Annotated in this window: 22 protein-coding genes; 13 read left to right on the forward strand and 9 right to left on the reverse strand. The window is 38.8% G+C overall.

Annotation, left to right across the window (positions count from 1 at the left end):
- Positions 1-94 precede the first annotated feature (94 nt).
- Positions 95-1,162 carry a toxin-antitoxin system YwqK family antitoxin gene (locus DXB63_RS11255; protein WP_122126547.1) on the forward strand — a complete coding sequence of 356 codons (1,068 nt, stop codon included), beginning with the start codon at positions 95-97 and terminating at the stop codon, positions 1,160-1,162.
- An 18-nt stretch (positions 1,163-1,180) separates the two neighbouring features.
- On the opposite strand, the gene DXB63_RS11260 is transcribed toward DXB63_RS11255, so the two are convergent.
- Positions 1,181-1,546 (reverse strand): MmcQ/YjbR family DNA-binding protein, encoded by a 366-nt coding sequence (locus tag DXB63_RS11260; RefSeq protein WP_122126511.1) that lies wholly within the window; start codon positions 1,544-1,546, stop codon positions 1,181-1,183.
- Between the two features lie 102 nt (positions 1,547-1,648).
- Here DXB63_RS11260 and DXB63_RS11265 point away from each other — a divergent pair, with 102 nt between their 5' ends.
- Positions 1,649-2,293, forward strand: coding sequence for a GNAT family N-acetyltransferase (locus DXB63_RS11265; RefSeq protein ID WP_122126512.1), 645 nt, complete (start codon positions 1,649-1,651; stop codon positions 2,291-2,293).
- 14 nt (positions 2,294-2,307) lie between these two features.
- A complete protein-coding gene (locus DXB63_RS11270; protein ID WP_122126513.1) occupies positions 2,308-2,502 on the forward strand; it encodes a hypothetical protein in 195 nt (64 codons plus the stop codon).
- A 149-nt stretch (positions 2,503-2,651) separates the two neighbouring features.
- Here the strand turns inward: DXB63_RS11270 and DXB63_RS11275 are convergent, their stop codons facing one another.
- On the reverse strand, positions 2,652-4,001 hold the full coding sequence (locus tag DXB63_RS11275; RefSeq protein WP_122126514.1) for a sigma-54 dependent transcriptional regulator: 1,350 nt from the start codon (positions 3,999-4,001) through the stop codon (positions 2,652-2,654).
- Complete coding sequence (locus tag DXB63_RS17805) at positions 3,998-4,186, reverse strand: hypothetical protein (RefSeq protein ID WP_147332286.1); 189 nt, start codon at positions 4,184-4,186, stop codon at positions 3,998-4,000. Before DXB63_RS17805 ends, DXB63_RS11275 begins: the two co-directional genes overlap by 4 nt.
- Before the next feature lie 61 nt (positions 4,187-4,247).
- On the opposite strand from DXB63_RS17805, the gene DXB63_RS11280 reads away from it, so the two are divergent.
- Entirely contained in the window at positions 4,248-5,531 is a 1,284-nt protein-coding gene (locus DXB63_RS11280; RefSeq protein ID WP_122126515.1) for an aspartate kinase, read from the forward strand.
- Between the two features lie 66 nt (positions 5,532-5,597).
- Here the strand turns inward: DXB63_RS11280 and DXB63_RS11285 are convergent, their stop codons facing one another.
- Positions 5,598-6,227, reverse strand: a complete 630-nt coding sequence (locus DXB63_RS11285) for an outer membrane beta-barrel protein (RefSeq protein ID WP_122126516.1) — start codon at positions 6,225-6,227, stop codon at positions 5,598-5,600.
- 31 nt (positions 6,228-6,258) lie between these two features.
- Complete coding sequence (locus DXB63_RS11290; RefSeq protein WP_122126517.1) at positions 6,259-6,909, reverse strand: DUF4136 domain-containing protein; 651 nt, start codon at positions 6,907-6,909, stop codon at positions 6,259-6,261.
- A gap of 1,402 nt (positions 6,910-8,311) precedes the next feature.
- Here DXB63_RS11290 and DXB63_RS11295 point away from each other — a divergent pair.
- From DXB63_RS11295 to DXB63_RS11330, 8 genes are all read left to right on the forward strand, one after another.
- Positions 8,312-9,535: an O-antigen ligase family protein gene (locus DXB63_RS11295; RefSeq protein WP_158563672.1), complete on the forward strand. Its 1,224-nt coding sequence runs from the start codon at positions 8,312-8,314 to the stop codon at positions 9,533-9,535.
- 11 nt (positions 9,536-9,546) lie between these two features.
- Complete coding sequence (locus DXB63_RS11300; protein ID WP_122126519.1) at positions 9,547-11,049, forward strand: transglutaminase-like domain-containing protein; 1,503 nt, start codon at positions 9,547-9,549, stop codon at positions 11,047-11,049.
- Between the two features lie 30 nt (positions 11,050-11,079).
- Positions 11,080-11,670 carry a hypothetical protein gene (locus DXB63_RS11305; RefSeq protein ID WP_122126520.1) on the forward strand — a complete coding sequence of 197 codons (591 nt, stop codon included), beginning with the start codon at positions 11,080-11,082 and terminating at the stop codon, positions 11,668-11,670.
- 20 nt (positions 11,671-11,690) lie between these two features.
- Positions 11,691-13,088, forward strand: a complete 1,398-nt coding sequence (locus DXB63_RS11310; protein ID WP_122126521.1) for a tetratricopeptide repeat protein — start codon at positions 11,691-11,693, stop codon at positions 13,086-13,088.
- A gap of 25 nt (positions 13,089-13,113) precedes the next feature.
- Positions 13,114-13,974 carry a hypothetical protein gene (locus DXB63_RS18115; protein ID WP_178300897.1) on the forward strand — a complete coding sequence of 287 codons (861 nt, stop codon included), beginning with the start codon at positions 13,114-13,116 and terminating at the stop codon, positions 13,972-13,974.
- Positions 13,975-13,979: 5 nt separating this feature from the next.
- Positions 13,980-14,999 (forward strand): hypothetical protein, encoded by a 1,020-nt coding sequence (locus DXB63_RS11320; RefSeq protein ID WP_122348229.1) that lies wholly within the window; start codon positions 13,980-13,982, stop codon positions 14,997-14,999.
- A 21-nt stretch (positions 15,000-15,020) separates the two neighbouring features.
- Positions 15,021-15,677, forward strand: a complete 657-nt coding sequence (locus DXB63_RS11325) for a hypothetical protein (RefSeq protein ID WP_122126523.1) — start codon at positions 15,021-15,023, stop codon at positions 15,675-15,677.
- A gap of 70 nt (positions 15,678-15,747) precedes the next feature.
- Positions 15,748-16,413, forward strand: coding sequence for a hypothetical protein (locus tag DXB63_RS11330; protein ID WP_122126524.1), 666 nt, complete (start codon positions 15,748-15,750; stop codon positions 16,411-16,413).
- 215 nt (positions 16,414-16,628) lie between these two features.
- Here DXB63_RS11330 and DXB63_RS11335 read toward each other — a convergent pair whose 3' ends face one another.
- From DXB63_RS11335 to DXB63_RS11345, 3 genes are all read right to left on the reverse strand, one after another.
- Positions 16,629-17,117: a copper resistance protein NlpE gene (locus DXB63_RS11335; protein WP_122126548.1), complete on the reverse strand. Its 489-nt coding sequence runs from the start codon at positions 17,115-17,117 to the stop codon at positions 16,629-16,631.
- Between the two features lie 46 nt (positions 17,118-17,163).
- A complete protein-coding gene (locus tag DXB63_RS11340) occupies positions 17,164-18,453 on the reverse strand; it encodes a hemolysin family protein (protein ID WP_122126525.1) in 1,290 nt (429 codons plus the stop codon).
- Positions 18,454-18,550: 97 nt separating this feature from the next.
- On the reverse strand, positions 18,551-20,920 hold the full coding sequence (locus DXB63_RS11345; protein WP_122126526.1) for a TonB-dependent receptor: 2,370 nt from the start codon (positions 20,918-20,920) through the stop codon (positions 18,551-18,553).
- A gap of 173 nt (positions 20,921-21,093) precedes the next feature.
- Here DXB63_RS11345 and DXB63_RS11350 point away from each other — a divergent pair, with 173 nt between their 5' ends.
- Positions 21,094-21,897, forward strand: a complete 804-nt coding sequence (locus DXB63_RS11350) for an alpha/beta hydrolase (RefSeq protein ID WP_369869606.1) — start codon at positions 21,094-21,096, stop codon at positions 21,895-21,897.
- Between the two features lie 5 nt (positions 21,898-21,902).
- On the opposite strand, the gene DXB63_RS11355 is transcribed toward DXB63_RS11350, so the two are convergent.
- Positions 21,903-23,339: a S41 family peptidase gene (locus DXB63_RS11355; RefSeq protein WP_122126528.1), complete on the reverse strand. Its 1,437-nt coding sequence runs from the start codon at positions 23,337-23,339 to the stop codon at positions 21,903-21,905.
- Positions 23,340-23,461: the final 122 nt, after the last annotated feature.

Consider the following 23,461-nt stretch of genomic DNA (forward strand, 5'->3'; position numbering starts at 1 on the left):
AAAAACTTATTAGGAATTACCCTTTAACTGTGAATTGCTTTATTTATATTTGCAGGCAATAGTAAAATATTTATTAATCTATAATATGGTTCAAATGAAGAGATTATTTTTAGCATTCCTGTGCGGAGTGATTGCCCTGAATATGGCGGCTCAAGAGAAAGTGTATCAGATAGACGAAGTGTCGGTCATCAACTACGGTGACGGGAGGTTACTATTCCGTCAGTTGAATGACGACAAGACTCCTCTACAGGGAGAACACCGTATCATCGACGGGTATCACTCGGAATATTTGCTTGCCAACTTTAAAGACGGGATGTTCGACGGATTGTATCGTCACTTCAAGCGGAACGCGCTTGCCGAAGAGAGTATTTATAAGAATGGTAATCTGGACGGTTATCGTAAGTTGTATTACAGTGATGGTAAGACTTTACAACAGGAGGCAACATTTACGGAAGGTAAGTTGAACGGTGTTTCCAAGTCCTATACCCAAAATGGAAAATTGGAGACAGAGGCTGTTTATAAGATGGGTGTACAAGATGGATATGACCGCCGTTATGACTATGAAACCGGAGAACTGCGACTTGATACATATTATAAAGACGGGAAACCGGATGGTAATTGGGTGGAGCAAATCATAAGTAATGTAGGTGACTATACGCGTCGTAGCAGTTATAAGAATGGGATGCTTACCGGAATATATTCGGAAACGTGGAAAGATGGGATTCCCCGCAAGAAAGGTACTTATAAAGATGGTAAGAAAGACGGGGTATGGACGGAATACCGCCGTGACGGAACGCCTACCATCTCGACAACTTATAAAGCCGATGAGAAAACGGGTGAGGAGATCCGTTACTTTACTGATGGTAAGCCGGAAACATCTACCAATTATTTGAATGGAAAGCGTGATGGTGTTCGTCGGGAATATTATAACGGTAATGGTAATCTGAAATCCGAGCGAACTTATAAAGCCAATAAAGAAGAGGGACCTTACAAGCGTTTTTATGAAAGTGGAACGTTGCGTGAAGAAGGTGAGTGTAAAAATGGTATGGAAGTCTATCGTAAAGAATATTACGACAATGGAAAGTTGAAATCCGTAGCCGAACGTCAGAACGGGTCGTGGAATACACTTGAACGTTACGATTCCAACGGGAAAAAGCAATGATTTGATTTGTTTCGGGCGTTACAACATTTCTCGTTCCTTTCTCGTAAGGCTGGCAGCAACGATGTCATAGGATTTGCGGACAAGTTCGCGAATCTTATCGTCCGAAACATCTTGGTTGAAGTAGACGCTGATCCAATATTTCTTATTCATATGCCAACCGGCAGTGATGCCTGTGTAGCGGGCTTGTAGTTCTCGTGATTCGTCGGGATTGCATTTAATGCAACAGAAATCAAATACTTCGATGTTTACGAAGCAGAACCACTTGTCCGCTACATAAAAGCATAATACGTCACGGCTATACCTGTCGGCTACATTTGGAAAAGGCATTTTTTCGCTTACCCCTTTGAATGAAAGGCAATATTCCCTGAATTCTTCGATATTCATCTCTATTTGTTTATAGTTTCGGTACAAAGATACATTTACACGTTGTATTTTTCCTATCTTTACGACCGAAGTTATGTGTAATACAATCAAATTTTAGCACTTATGGATATTGAACTTAGACGGGAACAGTCTTCAGACTATTCCGAAACAGAGAATGTGACGAGAGAAGCCTTTTGGAACCATTATTCTCCTGCATGTAGCGAGCATTATTTACTTCATATCATGCGTGATTGTCCTGCTTTCGTTCCGGAATTGGACGTTGTTGCAGTGTGTGACGGTAAGATAGTCGGGAATGTTGTCTATATGAAGTCCGTTATCAGGGCAGACAATGGAAACAGTTATGAAGTATTGAGCTTAGGTCCAATCTCCGTGCTACCCGAATATCAGCGGAAAGGTATCGGTGTCCGGATGATTGAATATACAAGGGATATTGCCCGTCGGATGGGATTTGCAGCGATACTGTTGTGCGGTGATCCCGATTACTATTCCCGTCAGGGTTTCTTGTCTGCCGAAACATTCGGTATTCGCACGGAGGATGATATGTATGCCGATGCGCTTCAGGTTTGCCCCCTTAGTGAGCGTGCGATGTCCGGCATGAAAGGACGGTACGTTGAGGATTCTATCTATCAAATCGACGAATCTGTGGCTTCTGACTTCGACAAGCATTTCCCGCCTAAAGAAATCATTGTCGGTACTCCCTCGCAAAAACGTTTCGATGAGATTGTGGTAAAACGGAGGAAAGCTTAAAAAAGGAGGCACTTATGAGCTTTGCAGGGCATGTTTATGATATGATACCTTCACTGCCTGATATTTCCGCTGAGGAGTTTGAAGAGATAGACCGGCAGGTAAAAGAGCGCGAACAGGGCGAGAAGAACTATTTCTTCCGGGCTAAGTTGGTGATGCTATGTTTTGCTGTTGGAGTATTGCTTTTGGTTTGGTTGATAAGCTCTTTATAACTTCACGGTAATGTAACTCAATGTAAATCAAATTGAAACATACATACGTTATCTTTGTCGCATCCATAAAGAAGAGATGTAATAATTAGATTTCACTTATAAATACTCTTAATCCCGGGTCATATCTGCGCGATGCAGATGTGGCTTTTTTATAGTTTGATGCCGTATTCCTCAATCTTCCGATAAAGAGTCGTCAGCCCTATTTTCAGCAGACGTGCAGTCTCCGTCTTATTTCCTTTTGTGTATTCTAATACCCGTTGGATATGACGTTTCTCCATGGCAGACAGTTCAAAATCCGAGCAACTTTTGCCGGGAGTTGTTTCGAAATGCTCGTTCTGCATCTCAATCGGTAAGTCCTGAATGGTTAATCCTTCTTCTCCGCAGACGATGAGGCTGCGTTCGATGACATTACGCAGTTCACGTACATTACCTTTCCAGCTGTGTCTTCTCAATGCATCGAAATAATCCGGTGCAATAGTTGAAACTCTCTTGGATAGTTTGGCACAGAAGGATTCAAGGAATGCTTTGGCTATTATCTCTATATCTTCCGGGTGTTCCCGTAAAGCAGGCAAGTGTATTTGAAATACGGACAGGCGGTAGAATAAGTCTTCGCGGAAATGATTGTCGGCTATCTCCTGTTGCAAGTTACGATTGGTAGCGGCGATGACACGGACGTTTACTTTCGTCGGTTTGGTATCACCTATCTTTATATATTCTCCGGATTCCAGAATACGTAAGAGTTTAGCTTGCAGGTCGAAGGCCATTTCACCGATCTCGTCTAAGAAGATGGTTCCGTTGTTTGCTTCTTCAAACAAACCTTTTTTATCTTTCATTGCCCCTGTAAACGAACCTGCTTTATGACCGAACATTTCGCTTTCCAACAGTTCCTTGCTGAACGCCGAACAGTTGACGGCAACGAATGCTCTGCTCTTTCTCGGACTGTTTTGATGGATGGCTTGTGCAAAAACCTCTTTCCCTGTTCCTGTTTCTCCGGTCAGGAGTACGGGCACATCGGTTTGCGAAACCTTTTGGGCTAATAATATAGCATCTTTAATAGCTTTGGAATTACCTAAGATCGAATTGAATGAATATTTCTTTCCTACTTGTTTCTCGAGTTGTTCCACCCGTTTATTCATCTGCGCTTTTTCCATGGCACGGCTGATAAGGGGGATAATCTTGTTATTGTCATCGCCTTTTGTGATATAATCGAACGCTCCGTTTTTGATGGCTTGAACCCCGTCCGGAATGTTCCCGTGGGCAGTAAGCAAGATGACTTCTGTTAAAGGAAATTGCTTTTTAATGGCGGTGACTAGTTCCACACCGTTACCGTCGGGCAAGAATACATCGCATAGTACAACTTCGGGACTTTGTATCTCCAGTTGTTTCATTCCCGATTTGCAGTCTGCGGCTTGATAGGTTTCATATCCTTCCAATTCCATCATACGGGATAGCAGGTGGCGGATTTGTTGTTCGTCGTCTATTATAAGTATTTTGTTCATTCTGCTTGTAGATAAAGTAAGAATGTTGCAAAAATACTGTTTTTTGTTGATGTACCTACTTTTTTAATTCTATTTATGATTGGTATGCCATTTGATCTTTTTAAGTAGAAAGGTAATGAAAAAGGTGGTAAAAGTACGTGGAAACTGCTCTTAGGGCAGGCGATGGCTTTAATTCTTCTTTTCATTTTGATAAAAGCCTTTTATAATGGAAGGGTATAGAGAATATAAATAGAAAATATACGGAATATGAAAGTTCTTAATTTTGACGGAGAAGCATTAAGCTCGGTAAAGAGCATTAAAGAGGTAGTAAAATTGGTATCGGATAATGAACCTAAGATTGTAGTCTTTTCTTCGGTTGCAGGAGTGAAGGAACATTTGGAACAGGTTTCTTTTCATCTGTTTAACAGAGAACCGGAGAAAGCACATGATGTTATTACGAAATTGGAGTTCTATTTTACCGAGTTGTTGAATAACCTGCTCGATGATGAAGCGATACGCAAAGAAGCCATTGATTATATGTTGGATCGTTTTAACTCCATCTGGAAATTTATCAGGGGACGATTCACGGCGGCAGAGGAAAGAGAAGTGGTGGCGCAAGGAACATTGATCAGTACGGCGTTGTTCGGATTTTACCTGAGAGAGCATCATGTTCCGAATGTGATGCTTCCGGCAACGGATTTTATGCAACTGACCTTGAACCGGGAACCTGAAAAAGATTTTATGAAAGAAAAGTTGGGCGGTATGTTACGGGCATATCCGGATAATAAGTTGTTTATTACTCAAAATAATCTTTGTATGAATGCTTATGGAGAGGTAGATTGTTGGCATTCGGAGATATACCCCGCCGCTTTGATTGCTGAAGCTATAAATGCAGACGAACTTCAGATTTGGTCGGATTATCCATTGGATATCAGCAATAAGGCTGTGAGGTATGCTACGCGCAATCTTAGCTTTGATGAAGCAGAGGAGTTGTCTTTCTATGAGAAACATATACCGTCTGCCGATGATCTTGCTCCGGTCAGCTCCGCACAGATTCCGGTACGGTTGCTTAATATAAACTCACCGGAGCATGCTGATATTTTAATTTCCGGTCAATCGGATACGGAGTCGGTGAAGGCTGTTGCATCCAAGGATTCGGTCATGTTCTTAAAGCTGGAGTCGACTAATGTTCTTCGTTCCGGACTTTTTCTGAGCAAAGTATTTGATGTGCTGGCTAAATATAAAGCGTCCGTCTGCTTAGTGTCTACTTCGGCAACAGATGTCTCGCTGGCTATGGAAAGGAGTAAAGTACTTTCCTCTATTATCAGGGAGTTAACCAGATATACGTTGGTTAGGGTAGAAGACCGGATGTCAATCGTTAGTATTATAGGTAATATGAGGTGGCAATGTTCTGATTTTGCAGATCATGTATTGGGAGCTTTAAAGGGGATTCCTGTCCGCATGATTTCTTATGGCGGAAGTAACCATAACCTTTCATTTATAGTAAGAACGACGGATAAGAGCCGTGCCATCCAATTGCTTAATCTATAAAACAGAAAAGAGCCTTGAGGCTGTTTGCCTGCAAGACTCTTTTCGAATTAGTAGAAAATTATATGATTAGAATGCAACACCGAGTCGGAAACCGATATTGTTCATACCGTCTACGTCATAGTGCATGACGGAACCTTTGTTCGTTGAATAGGTGTAATAAAGTGCTACATGGAATCCGAACGAGTTGTTGGCGAACGGATAAATGTTCATACCTATTTCGGGAGATGCGTAGAAACCCCAAGTCTTGTCTCTGACTTCCAGAATGTAAAAGTCGGAAGCGAACTTTGTAAAGTTGGCACCCAGTTTCACTCCGATGTAAGGCTGGCACACGCCGTCACTGAAACGATACCTTGCTGTGGCACCGAAAGGCAACTGGAATATGGTGTGTTGCTGGTCGGTAGTGACAGTGGATGTTTCGTCTACAGGGAATGTCTCACGGGGGATATACTCGTTATTCGTATGGTAATTCAAGAATAAGCCCAAGCCGAAGTTCGGTGCTACATAATAACCGCCTTCGAAGTTCATACCCCATCCGCTGGCTCTGTCCGAGAAATGCGTCTTCATCGGAGCATTGAATTGCCAGTCTATATTGTAAAACGTATTGGGGTTGATTTGTGCATTTGCCGGAAGGGCAAAAGCAACAGCTATGGCTGCTATTGCCATTAGTCTGACTGATATATATTTTAAAGTTTTCATAATTAATCTGTTTTATTAAGTTCAACTCTGTTTATCTGGCATTTCCTTTTACATAAGGCGATTGGGCGAATGCCTGATTGATACCTCTCACTGTATAAGTCATGTTGACCTTGTTGGAAGAAGTAAGCAATCCGCTGATGTAGCTGTTCCAGATTACCGGAAGTTTGGCTTCCTTGCCTTCGGGAGCTTTCAGGTTTATCATGTCAGTCAGTAATGAACCGGTACTGTAGCTGTAAGTCACAGGATAAGGATAGTACCAGTATCCCCAGTTACCCCAGTAGTATGAATTCCAGTATCCCGGATATCCCCACCACCAGTAAGGATCGTTGTAACCATTGTTGTAAGTGGTAAAGTAATGCGTGCTGGCAATGTAGCTTACTTGTAAACCAAGATCGGCATCCTCTTTCTCCGCTACCCGTGTATAGCCTCTTTCGCTCATATTCGTAACGAATGCGCCTACAATTTCTTTCGCATTATCTCCGGTCCAGTATTCAGGTTTTTCTTTATCACCGATCACCATGACACTGTCAGGCAGGTAATACGTAGTAAAACTTGCAAAGTCAGCTTGCTTGTCGTAATTAGTAAACACCAAATACTCATTGTCCAGTTTAGACAGATCGGGGTCTTTTTCACAAGCCATAAAAGCGAAGACCGCGATTAAGATAGGAACTAATTTTTTCATGTTCTTTTTCGTTTAAGTTAAAATTCTATTGATCTCTTTGTTTTTCCTTTTGGAATTATGCAGTAGAAACAAGGTGCAATATGAAATGTTTACGTTTTAATAATTTTTTTGATTTAAAGATAAATACACACTGCTGTTTTGTTTCCCCTTAAATGATACACCCCGCATTAACAGGAGGGATGCGGAGGATTAAGCGATAATTTACGAGCATTAAGTTGTTTTGTCCGTAAGGTTATTCTTTTAAATGCGAAAGGTTTTATCGTTTGACCATGCTCATCTTTCCGTTTAGCCCGGCTCAAACGATAGGTTCCCCATGGTGAAACGCAAGATCGCCCGAAGCCGAGCGGAATAAACTTCCGATTGCTTGTTACAAAGATACGACATAAAAAAGCGTTTGTCAAGTACCCTGAGCCATCCAAGCTCTCCCCAAATAGATAAGTACCTATCAGACATCCCTATAGCTTGTTAATAACTTTGTATTCCTGATGGAAACCGATTAAAACCTTAATTCTGTTTTCAATACAAATAACGATGTGTTTTATACCCATATATCTATATAGATATATGGGTATAAGTTTGGAGATTTTATTTTACATTAGATTATAATCCTTATTTTTAATAGATAAATGATAGGACTATTTTTCAAAAGAGAGGATGTTTATTCGGCAATATTGGTAATCGATATAAAAACTTAAATAATTTTCGATTATATCATTTAGAGTCATAACAAGAAAATACAGGATAGTACCTTACAATTATCGCTAATTTATGTTCACTTTTTCACATTTTGCGATGTCCAACTAAATGGGATATCTATTTTGTATAAAACTAAAAAAGATTTGGACGCTATTAAAATAAAGCCGGAAATAAAAATGCTGTAATTTGTAACCGTTTTGTTAAACCTGATTAAGAAATGTCTTATACGATGAAGAACTCTTTTTCATATTTTTGCTTAGGTATTATTGCATTACAGTATTTTGGATGCGTATTTAACACACATCTAATGCTAGTTCCGCCGCTTTCCAATTATTTCACTTTCACACTGTGTAGCATTTTATTATGCATATTAGCAGTGTATAAATATTCTGCTTGTATACCAACTGGAAAACTATCATTTTTAGTTTTATTATGGTGCATTTATATAAGCGTGCATACTTTATTCATGGTAAACCAAGCTGATTATTATATACCTGTTTATTTGACATGCAGTTTGGGGATGTATATGGCTTTTTGTTTACTATTTACGCATGATACGTCTTTGCGTTTAAAAACAAGTTCTATAATTCTTACTATAGCCTTTTTTCAATCAGTCTATTGCTTGTTTCAGTTTGTCGGAATTGCAGAATCCCTATCTCCTTATTTTAAGATAACAGGAAGTTTTAGTAATCCAAATGTATCAGCCATGCAAATTGCAGCCTCATTACCACTTTTCACCCGGATAAAAAAACATAAGTTACTTTACACGGGCAGCCTTCTTCTGTGCTTTTTCGCTTTACTGATCCTAAATTGCCGAACTGCTTGGATAGGTGCTGCCTTTTATATTCTTTTCAACTTATACACCCATTACGAATTTTACCTAAAAAATGTCTATAAACGATTGACGCTATGTAAAAAGCTGTCAGTTGTATTATTATTTATCGGTTTATTCATCATTGTATCAGGTTTTCTTTTCCAATATAAACAAACGTCTTCCGACAGTAGGCTCGCTATATGGAACCAATGCATAGAGATGGTCGGGCAACATCCTCTCAAAGGTTACGGATATGGAATGTTTGAAAAAGAATATAATCTATTTCGACCTACGGCATCCCAAGTTTTTATGGCATACAATGACTATTTGGAACAAGCTGTAGAAGGAGGTATAATCGGATTCCTTTTCTTTCTTATTTTTATTTGCTGGCTTCTCACCAGTTCGATCCGTTGCAAAGACAAAATCGCAGTCTGTGGGTTATGGCTCATTGCTATTATGGGATTATTCAATTTTATTGTAAATGCTTTCCCCGTTTGGTATTTATTTCTATTTTATGCAGCCTCCGTCTTTATTGATACAAATAAACTTTATTTCATAACTATAGGCAAAAAGTCAAAAGCTATCATGCTGACTTTATTTACCATTTTCCTCTTTAACCATGGGCGTATCGCCTATTATCAAACAGAAGCCAAAGCACATATCGATAAGATTAATAAAAATGTGATTGATAAAAAACATATCCTTACTCTTCTCAATGATGATTATACGGTTTTGGATAACTCACCCTATTTCTTAGACGCTTATAGTCATATACTATATTATTATGAAGAATATGCCGAAGCTATCCCCATACATATTCAGGCTTTAAATTATACTTCAACTCCGTCCATTTATATCCGTTTAGGTAAATGTTACCGAATGGAAAAAGAATATACAAAAGCAGAAGGGGCTTTCCTTACTGCTTCCCACATTCTGCCATCCAATTTCGAGTCAAGATATCTGCTTATGTCTCTGTATGGAGAAACCGGTCAAACAAAAAAACAAGCGGATATGGCATACGAGATTATTGAATTGAGGCCCAGAATTCCTTCTAAAAAAGTGGAAGAATATAAACTGAAAGCTTATGAAATAATCAAAGAAATGCAACAACATTAAATAAAATAATTATGAAAATTCACCGTATCGTTTTTTTATCTTTATGCAGTCTAATCTCTGTCTGCCTACTTGCTTCTACCTATCCGTCAGACATTGAATCCGTTCTTCGGAAATCGGGACAAAACCGAAAAGAATTAGAAAGAGCAATCGAATATTTCAGAAAAGACAAACAAAAACAGGAAGCTATATTCTTTCTCATCCGGAATATGGATATTCATTATTCAGAATATATTGAGTGGAAAGCTCCGGATGGAAAAACAGTCCCGTTTAACGAGTTGGAATATCCGACTTATAAAGAGGCTGTCAAAGCTTTCAAAACGAACTACAGTTCGGCTACGGCATATCGGCAAAAAACGGAAGATATCCATAATGTAACAGCTGATCTTCTGATAGACAACGTAGAACGAGCTTTCAAAAAATGGAAATCTCCGATTGCCGCCCATTTATCGTTTTCCGATTTTTGCGAGTATTTACTACCTTACCGCAGTATGACTGAGAAGTTGGATCCGACATGGCGAAAGAAGTATGAAAATCATTTCGATCATTATTTCAAACAATTGAACAACCCACTCACATTAGCTACAGCCATAAGTCTTTATCTTGACAAAACCTTTTTTAGCACATATGCAATAGATCTAAACATATTCGATATTCTATTATCGCCTTCTCAAATATTATTCCGGAAACAAGGCGGCTGTGAAGATCTTGCAAACTATTGTCTTTTTATTCTACGTTCATTAGGAGTAGCAACTAGTTATGATTTTGTTCCGGAATGGGCAACTAGTATAGGAAAACACATGTGGAACACTATTATTAGCAAAAATGGGAGAAGAATATCGTTTACTGCAGGAGAAAAAGAAATCAAGGAATTTAAATTGAAACGTGAACCGGGTAAAGTAATACGTTGTACTTATTCTAAACAAGAAGAAACTGTAGCTGCACAATTGCCATCAGAAAAAATCCCCAATTCCTATATGCGTTTGCAGAACTATATAGATGTTACTTCTGAATACTGGCCTTGCAAAGACATCCCGCTAAACTTGTTTCCTTCACAAGAAAAGTACGCTTTTATCACGGTATTTAATGGAATGCAATGGCGTCCGGTATATTATGGAAGGATAAATAACAATAAAACTGTTTTTAGAAAAATGGCTTGCGGGGCTATTTATCTGCCAATGTTTTATCAAGACGATGAATTAAAAAATGCATATTATCCCGTCCTCATGGATAAAAAAGGAAATACCCTACTTCTGAAAATAAATCACCAGAAGAAAATAGATTTACGGATTCCTGAAAAAGGACAATATCTCATTTACAGGGCAAATAAGAAATACACTCTGTATTATTGGGATGGCGAATGGATTAAAAGCGGAGAAAAAGAAATCGAAAAGGAAAGGGAGCTCTCATTCTCCGGTCTACCGTCTAACACCGTTTACTTACTTATCCCTGAATATTCGCAAGGTAAAGATCGCCCTTTCACAGTACAGAGTGACGGGACTCTCCTTTACTGGTAACATAATTATTAATTTAAATTTATTATTATCATGAAAAAAAGTTTTTTTATCGCTGCCTTGGTATTGATAGGTGGTTGTTGCTGTTTCGGTTGTTTGGCACAGGAGCCTCCTGCAAAAAACAAATCCCGTATAACCAATTATCATTTAGCCTTATATCTGGCAGCACAGAAAAAGTATGAGCTGACGCAAGAACAGAATGATGCTCTTTATGTCCAATTGTACCAACTGGACAGTATCCTTAACAAAAATCCGAACTATGATCATTGGAAACATGAACGAACCCACTTACAGAAAATACTGAACGAAAAGCAATACGACATTTTTCTTGGATACAAAAACATAAGCTATGCGCTTTCCGATGCACAAAAAGCATGGAAGATACTAAAAGATAGAAATCTGACAGAAGGATACGATAGTACGGAAGTTGTTGGCACAATCACCGATTATCGCTTGGAACGTCTGAAACTTTTTGACCGTTATGCGTATGACGATCGCACCAAATACGACGAACTAGCCGGAGAATTATATCGAAATTTTTGTCCGAACGCCCTAAGATTGGTAAACCAGATCATTGATGTTGAAGAAAAAGAAAAGAGCTATCAAGGTAATATTTCCAAATAACAATCTAAATACATTCAAATATGAAAAATATAATATGTTGGATACTCATTGTTTGTTCCGGAACATATATGCTTCAGGCACAAACAACAAAAGAAGACTCCGTTATGCATGTCGAATTGTACAAAGCTTATACAAATCTTCGCAAAATGAATTCTTCAGAATTACAAAAAGAGGGATTCCAAACTTATTTAAATTATGCATCGGACGGATATCCTGAAGCTATGGATCAAGTGGCATATTGCTACTGGAACGGCATTGGAACAATGACAGATAAAGAAAAATCCATATTATGGTATAAAAAAGCAGCAAAAAAGAATTACGCACACTCAATAATGAATCTTGCACTCATTTATAAAAAGCCGCCTTATTTTTCTGAAAGTTATGAATACGCAAGTAAGATTGCAGACATGGACTATCCTGAGGGGCATTTTCTAAAAGGATACCTGTTATATCAAGGTCTGGGATGCAAACAAGATTATTTTACCGCATTAGCTGAATTCGAAAAAGGAATCTTACAAAAAGATCGTGGTTGCCTCTATATGGCCGGTATATGTTATAGAAATGGATATGGCACGAAACGCAACCAAGAAAAAGCAACAAGCTTATTACTGCAAAGTAAAAAGAGTGGACACATAGGTGCTTTAGAGGAATTGATTACTGAAGAACCTGAAAATCCGATAATACCAATCCTATTAACAGAGAATGAAGTTATAAATTCGCAAAACCTCTTTACTGTACCTTACGTAACTCACGCACCATTGCCAAGTCAAGAATCTACTACTTATCACGGAAGTTTAATTACTTATGATTGGAGCGGAAAATATCTGCTGAATGTCACACCGCTTTCCGTACAGTTAAATATAGATAACGATCGAATAACAGGACAATGGATTGAAAATAATGGTGATATTTCCATCCCGATTGAAGGGATACAAAATGACAGTTGCATTTTATTCAATAATACAAGTTACGACAAGACAGTCCGAGAGAGCTATGGCACCAAGATAAAATGGACTTTTAATGATGCGCGCCTTAATGCCTATCATATTGGAGAAACTCAATTCATAAGCGGAAACATTCGGCTATTTGCTCCTGAATACGGAGAATATGGACGACCAATGTATTTGTTATTAAGCAATGGCACGACTACAACAGATAATGAAAAACCAGAAACCATGATCGTTTTTCCAAATCCTTTTGAAACAGAGATTACCATCTGTGTGGAAACCGTCGCACCAACCGAAATTAACATTTCCATACACACTCTTACTGGATTTCCCGTATATCGCAAAACAACAAAAGCACTTTCAGAAGGAAAGCATTATTATAAGTTAAATACCCCATTCGAATCCGGACAATACATAGTAAAAGTAGAATATGACGGAAAATGTCTTTCATATCCGGTGCAAAAAAAATAAAACTTAATTCAAAATTATAATTTAAATGAAACGATACCTATTTTTATTGATTCTTTTTATAAATTTGTTGCCACGAGCATTCAATGAAGAATGGAGCTGGCAATGTAGTAGTATGTATGCAATGTATGGAGAAATACCGGAAGTTACAATAATACCAGATCCGAAACCAAAACCGGATCCTCCACAACCAACTCCTATACCACTTCCTCTTCCTGAGCCAGACTATCCGACTCCACCAGATCCGGGCATACCAAGTTGGTGGGAACAAATTCAAAATGGTAATAGCGGTGGAGGAAGCAGTGGGTTACCCGCAGATCTTCCTACAACGGACGCACAGAAACAAGAATTTGTAAGGAAAATAATAGCAGCATTTAAAAAGTTTGGAGTCGATGCCAGTAAGATTAAAATAATTTTTTTCGACGATGGACAAATATGTATGGCAAGAGCCCAATTATTACCAACTGGAGAAATAAAAGTCTGTTTACGCTTCTTTTATTTGAGTGAGGCAGATCAAATCTCATGTTTTAATCATGAATTATATCATAAAAACCATGATAAAGAAACAACCGAATCCAGAACTGGTAAATTTGCAATTAATATTCCTGAAGAGTATTATCCTGTTCTTAAAATATTAGATGAAGAAGAATTTGGCGGTTCTATTCCTCCTTATCTTGCTACTGAAGAATTTAAGAACTACTTAGACATTCAAGAGTCAATTGATATATTAATGCACCCCGACTATTATCAAAACGAAATAAATGCTTATGAAGACCAATTGAACAACAACGACCTACCCATATCTGATACATATCGCAAGGAATGCGAATACATGCTATGGAGAAGTAAAGAATTATTTAAACTAGCAACTAAAGAATTTAAAAAATAAAAATTATGAGAAGAATTTATGTTATATTTTTATTAATAATTAATGTGTCATTAAGCGCATTTTCACAATTAAAACTAGCCCCATCCATTGAGATGCATAATAATAGATTATGTATCAAATTTATATTGGATAACCAATATAATGATAGTATATGGGTAATTAGTTCAAGGGAAGGCAACATTCGTGGAGCAAGCGGTTTCTTTTTAAAATGTTTCAACAACCAGAACATACAATTAGGAAGCTCTTTCCCCCTTGATTTCTCTTCTAGAACAATTTTATATATTCCACCTAAGAAACAAATAATAAATTATTATCCTGTAGATAGCCATATTGGAGAATATGTTGGTGCAAAGATCGAAGAAGTAGCAGAGATTGAATTAGAAATTTATATTAATTATAAAATTATTAAAAATCGAAAAATAACAGACAGAAAAGTTGAAGATTACACTCTCAGAATACCTTTCCCTCAAAAAACAATGGAGCTGATAGATAAAAGTAAATATTTTCCTTATCTAAGAGGCATCTTCACCAATTTGCAAACAGCACAGAAAATTATGGAACTGTATAATTATCCTGCTGGAAACATAAATAAAGTATACCAAGCCCTATTGGAAAAAAATGGAAAATATCAATTTTATTCATCAAGCGGATACTGCTACGAGGAAGTAGTTAATTGTATCGACAGGCATCTAAGTGCAGGAAGACCAATTATTGTCGGGGTCAGTTACCAACTGGGCTTTACACAATATCCCGATCAATCAACAGACCGCTATATTGTAGTAACAGGAAAAGGTTATGATGAGGGTAGAAAACAGACATATTATACTTATATGGAAACCTGTCGGGGAGTAAACAATGATAAAAAAGCGTGCAACATACGAACAAACAGATTATATTATAATCCTGCAGAATCCAGTCTGAAAGATGATACAGCAGGAGCAAAAAGTAATCTTATTTATTTTGTTACTCAAGCGATCCCTAACGATGGATACGAATACGGAACAATTAACCCGAACAATTTATAAACATGCAAACAATCAAAAAAAATGAAAACAAATATATTTATTTTTGTAATGTTAATAATGACAGCAAATGCTTTTGCTGGAATACCAATAGAAACAATCAAAAAAGTATCTGTAACACAAACTCCGTATTTGGATGGTAAAGGTGCAATTAGACATATCAATTATTTTGTCCGTTCAGAGCAATTGTCACCAATACACCCCGTTATGTACGATGATTTTGGATGCAAAACAGAATTCACCCCGTCAATGCAAAATGGTGCGATGTTAGTCCGAAGATTAGAAATCACACATGGGAATTATCCATATTTAGTTGCATTGGACTGTCAGGAAAGTGATTATTGCCATACATATCTTGCAACTCTAGACAGTTATGGAAATGTAATTGACTATCTGTCTGCCGGAATTGACTTTGCAATGGACAATATTATTGCTGTTAAACAATGGGAGTTACTAACGGATATGACCGTAGTGGTTTATCAATTAAAAATAGATACCCCTTCCTTACGTACTTATCCAAGATTCGAGAGAGTCAGAGCCCAACGCATAGATATTTACTATAAAATTACAGATAGTGGGAAATTCCAAAAACAAAGAGAAGTCTCTTATCTAAGTAAGGACTATACTTATGCAGAATTGGATAATATGAAGAATATTAAGGAAGGTGGTGAAAAAAGATAGAAGCTAGTGATACTTTCCCGGTGGCTTCACACCATCGGGAAAGTAATTTATATTATAATGTATCAGTACTATGAGAAAGATTGTATTGATTTTTTATTTATTTTCATTATCAATGATTGCCCTTGCCAATAATCCTGACGTTATAGAACGTTTGAAATTAATACCAACAACATCATTACCTTATTTTGAAGGAAAGGACAATATGCGTTCTTCTAGATATTTCTTTAATCCTGAAGCTTTATATCCTATTCCTATATATTATTACAAGGATATAGGATGCACAGAAAAAGAAATGTCACCTATGCCACTAGGGGCAGATATATTTCGTAGATATGAAATTACCCATGGAAATTATACTTATTTAGCAGCATTAGAAATATCAGAAAGCGATTTTAGTCATACTTATTTAGCAACTTTTGATATGTATGGGAATGTGATTGACTATCTTTCTGTGGATGTAGGTTTTGCGGCACATAATTCCATATTTGTCAAACAATTTGAAGTCTTAGATGATATGACTGTGATAGTATATTCCTTAAATATACAGTCTTCCAAGCCAGTTTATCCCTATCCAAAGTTTGAGAAAATCCGAGCCCAGCGCGTGGATACTTATTATAAGATAACTGACAGTGGAAAGTTTGAGAAGCAAAGGGATGTGACTTATCTAAGTAAGGACTATACTTATGCAGAATTGGATAATATGAAGAATATTAAGGAAGGTGATGAAAAAAGATAGAAATTAGTTATACTTTCCCGATGGTGTGAAGCCACCGGGAAAGTAATTTATGTTACAAGGTATCAATACTATGAGAAAGATTTTATTGATTTTCATTATCAATAATTGCCCTTCTCGGTAATTCTGACGTTATAGAACGTTTGAAATTAATACCAACCACATCTCTTTAAACTTCCCTTGGAATTGTATTAAGATTGAATCCCGTCGGCGGGAAGTTATTCAGCAATCTTCTTGATGGAATAATTCAATTTAGATGCTGCTTTTTTGAAATCTTTGCCTACCATCGTGAGCACACTGTCGCCTTCGGCTATGAAGTTGGTAGTTTCACCATCTTCGCCTACTAACTGGATGATGACCGCATTCGGATTGGAAGGCGTACCTTTCATGACATTTGTTTTTCCTTTTTCGGTAAACGTTTTGTCCTTGCCGTTGTCTGCACCGATATAAGTGGCATTGACTACGTAAGTACCCACACTGTCGGGAGAAATGGTTTGTAATACCAACTGATAATTGATCCCTTCGCAATCTGCGCAAGGCAGCAATCCTTCATACGTATAGGTTTGCAGTTCGCCGATAGTGGAATCGTTTATCATAAACACACTGTCTTCCATGCTTTCGGAAGTCATCTCTGCCTGATTCTTTTTGTTAGACTGGCAGGATACGGCGAATGCCGCAATTGCTAAAACAAATAATAGTTTTTTCATTTTCATTGCTAAAGTTTAGTTTATATATTATTGAAACGGTTAATACCTATTCTTCCTTTTCTTTTATAACCAGCAGTTTGTCGACCCTTCCATTGTCCATATCCATGATTTCAAACTTTAGGTTACGGTATTCGAATGTATCTCCCGCCTTGGGGATATTACCGATGAAAAACATCGCCATGCCGCCTACTGTGGAGAAGTCTTCCTGTTTCAGATCATCAAAGAACATGATTCCCATTCTTTCCATGAAATCATCTATGTTCATCGACCCTTCCACTAAAAAAGAACCGTCTTGACGTTGAACGACTTCTTCCTCCTCCGTCTCATTCTCTTCCAGTATGTCTCCGAATACACTTTCGGTAAGATCATGCAGGGTGATGATACCTTCTGTTCCGCCATACTCGTTTACAACAACGCCAAACTTATTTTTGTTCTTCTTAAACAGTTCCAAAACCTTTTTGGCATATAAACTTTCAGGAATGAAAAGCGCCGGTTGGGCAATACTCTTCAAATCGAACGGTGCTTGGTTGCCTATCATCAGGATAATATCTTTAACAGATATTACTCCTACCACATTATCAATGGACTTGTCTAATAACAAATATTTGCTGAAATGTTTTTCCGCGATGGTGGATAATACTTCTTTTTCAGTATTATTAAGATAAAGTGCCACTACATCCGTGCGATGCGTCATCAGGTCGTTGGCATGCTTGTCCGAGAAGCGGAATACATCATTCAGCATATCGCTTTCTTCCTTATCCAGTATTCCTTCGCGTGAACTTTGGTTCAGGATCATTTTTAATTCTTCCTGCGTCATACTGCGCTCTTCACCTCCTTTTAGACCGATAAGTTTGTTTACCAGCTTGGTGGACAGGCTTAACAGGCAGACAAACGGGTAGGATATTTTGGTCAGTACAATCATGAACGGACTGAACATGGTGGCGTACTTTTCCGGATTGCTCAATGCGATGGACTTGGGAACCAATTCACCTACGATTAAAGACAGGTAGGTGATGACGGCTACTACCGTTATCATGGATATGTCTTTGGCATATACGCCTATTACCGGTATCTGTTCGAAATACGGACGCAGGCTTTCTGCTATGGCAACGCCTCCGAAGGCACCGGATACGATACCGATTAATGTGATGCCGATCTGGATGGTGGAAAGAAACTTTTCTGGTTCTTCCAACTGTTTCAGTACACCTTTGGCTGATTTATTACCTTTACTGACAAATGTTTCAAGACGTGCTTTATTAGAAGAAACCAAGGCGATTTCATACATAGCGAAGACTCCGTTTAGCACTAGAAGGAGTAGAATAATGACAAATTCCATTTTGAAGTGTTTGAATTAATTGAGCCGAATTTACCGGATAAATTTCTCTTCTACAAGAATTTGTCTTATCTCTTAATATTAATTTTCTAAAAAAACATTATATCTCGAACGTAATGCCCAATGTAGGTAATATCGTTCCGCTTTTTTGCTCGATGTGTTTCATGATATACCGGTTTGGGTTGCCCGGGTCTATTTGTCCGGTACTCATAAGGATGTCCTGTTGTTTGAGTTTGCTGTTCGTTATGTTTTGCAAGTCGATATAGAATCCCAGCATATATTTCTTGATATAAAAGGTCTTGTCTATGCGGATGTCGAGTTGGGCGAAAGCGGGAAGGCGTTCCGAATTGTATCTGCTGTAATCATAATAAGGACGCCCCTGAGCATTCCATGCCGTGACAAGAGAGGATTTATCCGTGTCATAAGGAGTATAGGGTGCTCCGCCTATGCAACTCACTTTCGCTCCGAAGCTCCAGTTATGAGGGAAGTTATAAGTCCCGCTCAGGTTGAAGATGAAACGGTTATCCCATGCGGAAGCTATGTACCGGTTGTCTTTCCCATTACGGTATTCGCTTTTAAACAGCGTGAAGGAAGAAGCCATGTTGAATTTACCCGCAACGAGCCATTTTAAAAGAATCTCCAATCCATAAGAACGTCCTTCGGCAATGGATGACAGCAGTTCATTACCGATAACTCCATAATCGTTTCCCTTGCATACAAGCGGGATGCTGTCTGCCACAGAGAAAGGTACGTGGTGATATTTCTTGTAAAAGCCTTCCACTGATGCCTGAAACTTTTCACCTAAACGGTAAGATATGCCCAGACTGCTTTGGTCTACGTCCATATACTTCAGGTCTTTATTGATAAGTTTACCTGATTCTTTAAATCCGAGTGATGTGTATGGTGGAAGTTGATAATATCGCCCTACGCTACCGCTAAGATAGATATTGTTAAATACCCGGTAAGAGAGTGAGAGGCGCGGGGATAGCTGCTTGTAGAGCCTGTTCATTTGTGATGAATAATTGTTAGCGTCACTCCGTACTCCGAGAGAAGCGGTGAAACGCTCTTCAGGGCTCTCATAGGTAATTGTACCGAAGAATCCCCACTTCATCATGTTCAGGCGCGTATGATATTCGAATATATATTCTTGTTCGATATAAACCTTTTGGTAAGAGGTGTTTTGATATTGTGCATAGTCCAGATTGACACCTGCATTCAGTTTCCATAGGCCGAAAGTGGAGGCGTTTTCAAAGCGTAGCTTTGTCTCTTGCTCTACGGAGCGCAGGCGTAGAGAGAGATTGTCCGGATTACTTTCGTCATTGTTGGTGTATTTGGTATTCTTATTGTTTAAGTAGCTGTGGCTCAATACTGCCGTCTGAACGTGTGCTCCTGCATAATGCTTATATACACCGCCTACCGTGAACATATTTTGTTGTATCTTGGGTAGATAACTCAAAATGTATTCGGCGTCTTCCCCTTTCTCGTCCGTGTTGAGGCGCATATTGTCTATGCCTCCCAGACCTAGAATAGTGAGCTCATGGTGAGGGGAGAAACGGGTCTTTATCTTGAACTGTGCATCGGTGAAAGTAGGTAGGAACGGGAGTCCCAATACTTTAAACAAAAATTGCAGATAAGACTGCCGGATGGAAACCAGATAAGATGTTTTTTTACCGATATGCCCGTTGGAGGCAAGGGATACATTGGAGTAACCCAGCGTGGCTTTCAAGGTATTTTTCTCCATGTCGCCGTCACGTAACTTAAAGTCGAGCACGGAACTGAGAGCATTGCCTTTTCCGGCAGGAAAAGCACCGGTATAGAAGTTTACTTCACGAATGAGGTCGGCATCGATAATACCGACCGGACCTCCCGATGCTCCTTCCGTACTGAAATGATTAACGATGGGAATCTCTACTCCATCCAGATAGAAACGGTTCTCCGACGGACCTCCTCCGCGCACTATCAAGTCGTTACGGTATCCGATAGGGGAAAAGGCTACTCCGGGATAAGACTGTACGATGCGGGAAATGTCACGGTTGGCTCCCGGACTCTTTTCAATCTCTTGCAAACCGATGATGCGCAGCCCCACAGGTGTTTCCGGCAGTCGGCGGAAAGTAGAGGCGGTAACACTGACTTCTTTCAGTTCCGTTGCACTTTCCTCCATCTCTGCATTGATATTCAAATCTTTCGTCGATAAAATGTATTCCGGTGTGATAAGAGTCTTATATCCTAAGGTGGATATTTGCAGACGGTAAATTCCGGGAGGAACGTTTTCAATTCGGAAATTACCTACGGAATCCGTTATAGCTCCCATGCCTGTGCCATAAATCAGTACAGTGGCATAGGGCAGCGGTTCTCTTTTGTTTTTATCGATTATATTTCCTTTAATCAGGTGTTTTGTTTGTGCATGACCGGTAGTCGGTATGCTTAGGAGAAGACAGCATAGAAAACAGATATACAGTAATTTATTCATTGTCAAATGTTTTATTGAGGCAAAAGTAATAATAATTATCTCCTTATTTAATGTTTAAACAGATAAATTTGTTCACTCAAAGAGATTTGTGTACGTAATAACTATTCGTATCTTTGTGCGGGATAGATAGTTATAATTTAAAATCTGTAAATATGAATGCAAAACATTATTTGTTGACGAGAAAGAGCCTTCTTTTAGGCTTTATGTTATTGTGTGCCGTCATTGCAAAGGCGGGAAGGGTGGATACGGTTATGGTAAAAAGCCTTTCAATGAATAAGGACGTGCAGGTAGTGGTGGTGACTCCTGAGAAGAAAGGAAATTATCCGGTCATTTATCTATTACATGGGTATGGTGGCAATGCAAAGTCATGGATAGAGCTTAAACCGGAATTGCCTAGGATAGCAGACCGTGACGGGATTATCTTTGTTTGTCCTGACGGTAAGAATAGTTGGTATTGGGATAGTCCGAAGAATCCTCAATACCGTTATGAAACATTCGTGTCCAAAGAGTTGATAGATTACATTGATAAGAATTATCCGACGGTTGCCGATCGTAAAGCACGTGCCATAGCGGGACTTAGTATGGGAGGGCATGGTGCGATGTGGATTTCTTTCCGCCATAAGGATATGTTCGGTGCGGCGGGAAGTACCAGTGGAGGTGTTGATATTCGTCCGTTCCCGAATAATTGGGAGATGTCGATGCAGTTGGGTAAAGAAGCTGATAACCGTGAAGTATGGGAGAATCATACGGTAATAAACCAAATAGACCATTTAAAGAATGGGGACTTGGCTATTATTGTCGATTGCGGTTATAAGGACTTCTTCTTTGAGGTAAATAATAAGTTCCATGAAAAGCTATTGGAATATAAGATCGATCACGACTTTATTGTGCGTCCGGGTGCTCATACCGGTGAGTATTGGAAGAACTCCATTGACTATCAGATCTTATTCTTTAAGAACTTCTTTAATAGACGATAACGGGTTTAGCGGGGTGTGAGCAGCATCCCGTTTCTTTTTCCTTTTTTCCTGTCCATCGAGTTACCGATATATTTGAGTTGCGATTTCAGTTGACGGTTTAAGATAGCTTTTGTTTCATTCTTTTCTTCCTCTTCCGTTTCCAGTCCGGGAATACTTCCGGTTGTGACCAATGTCAAAGTATTCTTCAGCAGGTATTCGTTTGTATCTCCCAATGGTTGAAGTGCATCGACCAATTTGGCATTATCCGCTTCATTTAATTCATAGTCGGGAGTCATGCCTTTGAAATAATTGGATTCTCCTTTTGAATTGTTGACGATAGCTACTATCGGGTGCAAAATTATACCGGGAAATTCTTCTGTCTTAATGGGCAGGGAGGCTACATTCTTACCTTCGGTTTTTGTACCGATGAGCTTTATCTCCATATAAGGTCGAAGACAGTTGATAACGGCTTCTGAGGCCGATGCGGTTTGGTCTGTTACGATAACATAAAGCCGGCTAAGGTTGAGGTTGTTCCCACCTGTTAGATCTTCTCTTAATGTATAAGTTGTATCTTTGGTTTCGTTCAGGTCATTGAAAGCAAGAGAGCAATATGGTTGCCCTAATTTATCGGCAGGAGCGAGCAGACTGGCAAGTACTTGTGAACAACTTAGATAGCCTCCCGGATTATATCGCATATCCAGGATAAAGTCATTGACATTGGCCCCTTTGAATCCGGCAAAGATGGAACGCATCTGGTTATTATACGTTTCGTCATAAGGGTTATCTGTCGGTCCGGTAGCAAATGCGTTGTACATCATGTAAGCTATGTTTTTTCCTCCGATATGGTAAACAGTGTCGAGGTAAAACGGATTGTTCTCTATTGGTTGGGATGCGGATACCTTGACGTTGGCGGTATCTTTCCATAAAGCCGTATTATCAATTGTATCTACTTGAGCGAGTGAAAATTCAGCTTCTGCTCCTTTATATAGATAACCGTAATTGTCTTTTGTTAAAACCTCACCGTTAACAGCAGATATCCAGTTTCCTCTTTTTATTCCGGCTTTTGCTGCAGGAGAGTCTTTTAAAACAAACAAGACCCGGGCTACCATCTGTTTAGGAGTTTGTGAGGGTTGGAACAGTACGAAATCAAATCCGTAAGTCGATTCGCTATCTATGCTACGGCTTTTGGTTTCAATGGTTTCCAGATAAGAATATTTATCACCTTTGCCTTCCTGACATTTGGTAGATAACAGGCTTTTAAAGAAATCTTCCGGTACTTTGAAGAAGTCCAGCTTACTTTCTTCCGGCATATCGTAGTACCACAGGTATATGTTATCCATCTGCTCTTTTATCCATTTATCTTCAGCGATACGTGCTTCGTATTCTCCCGAACGGTCTTCTCCGCAAGAGCATATATATAAGGTAGAGATTGATAGAAGCAGATATATAATTTTGGATTTCATATTTCATTCTATTAGTCACATTTCGTTGCAAACTTAGGCAAATTTCTTTATTCCTACCACAAATATGGTATAAAAATGCCTATATTAGGTTATTGTCCGCCAACTTTATTCCGTCTATCTTT

Origin of the sequence: Bacteroides sp. OM05-12 (assembly GCF_003438995.1) — a bacterium.
In the GTDB taxonomy this organism is placed as follows: Bacteria; Bacteroidota; Bacteroidia; order Bacteroidales; family Bacteroidaceae; genus Bacteroides.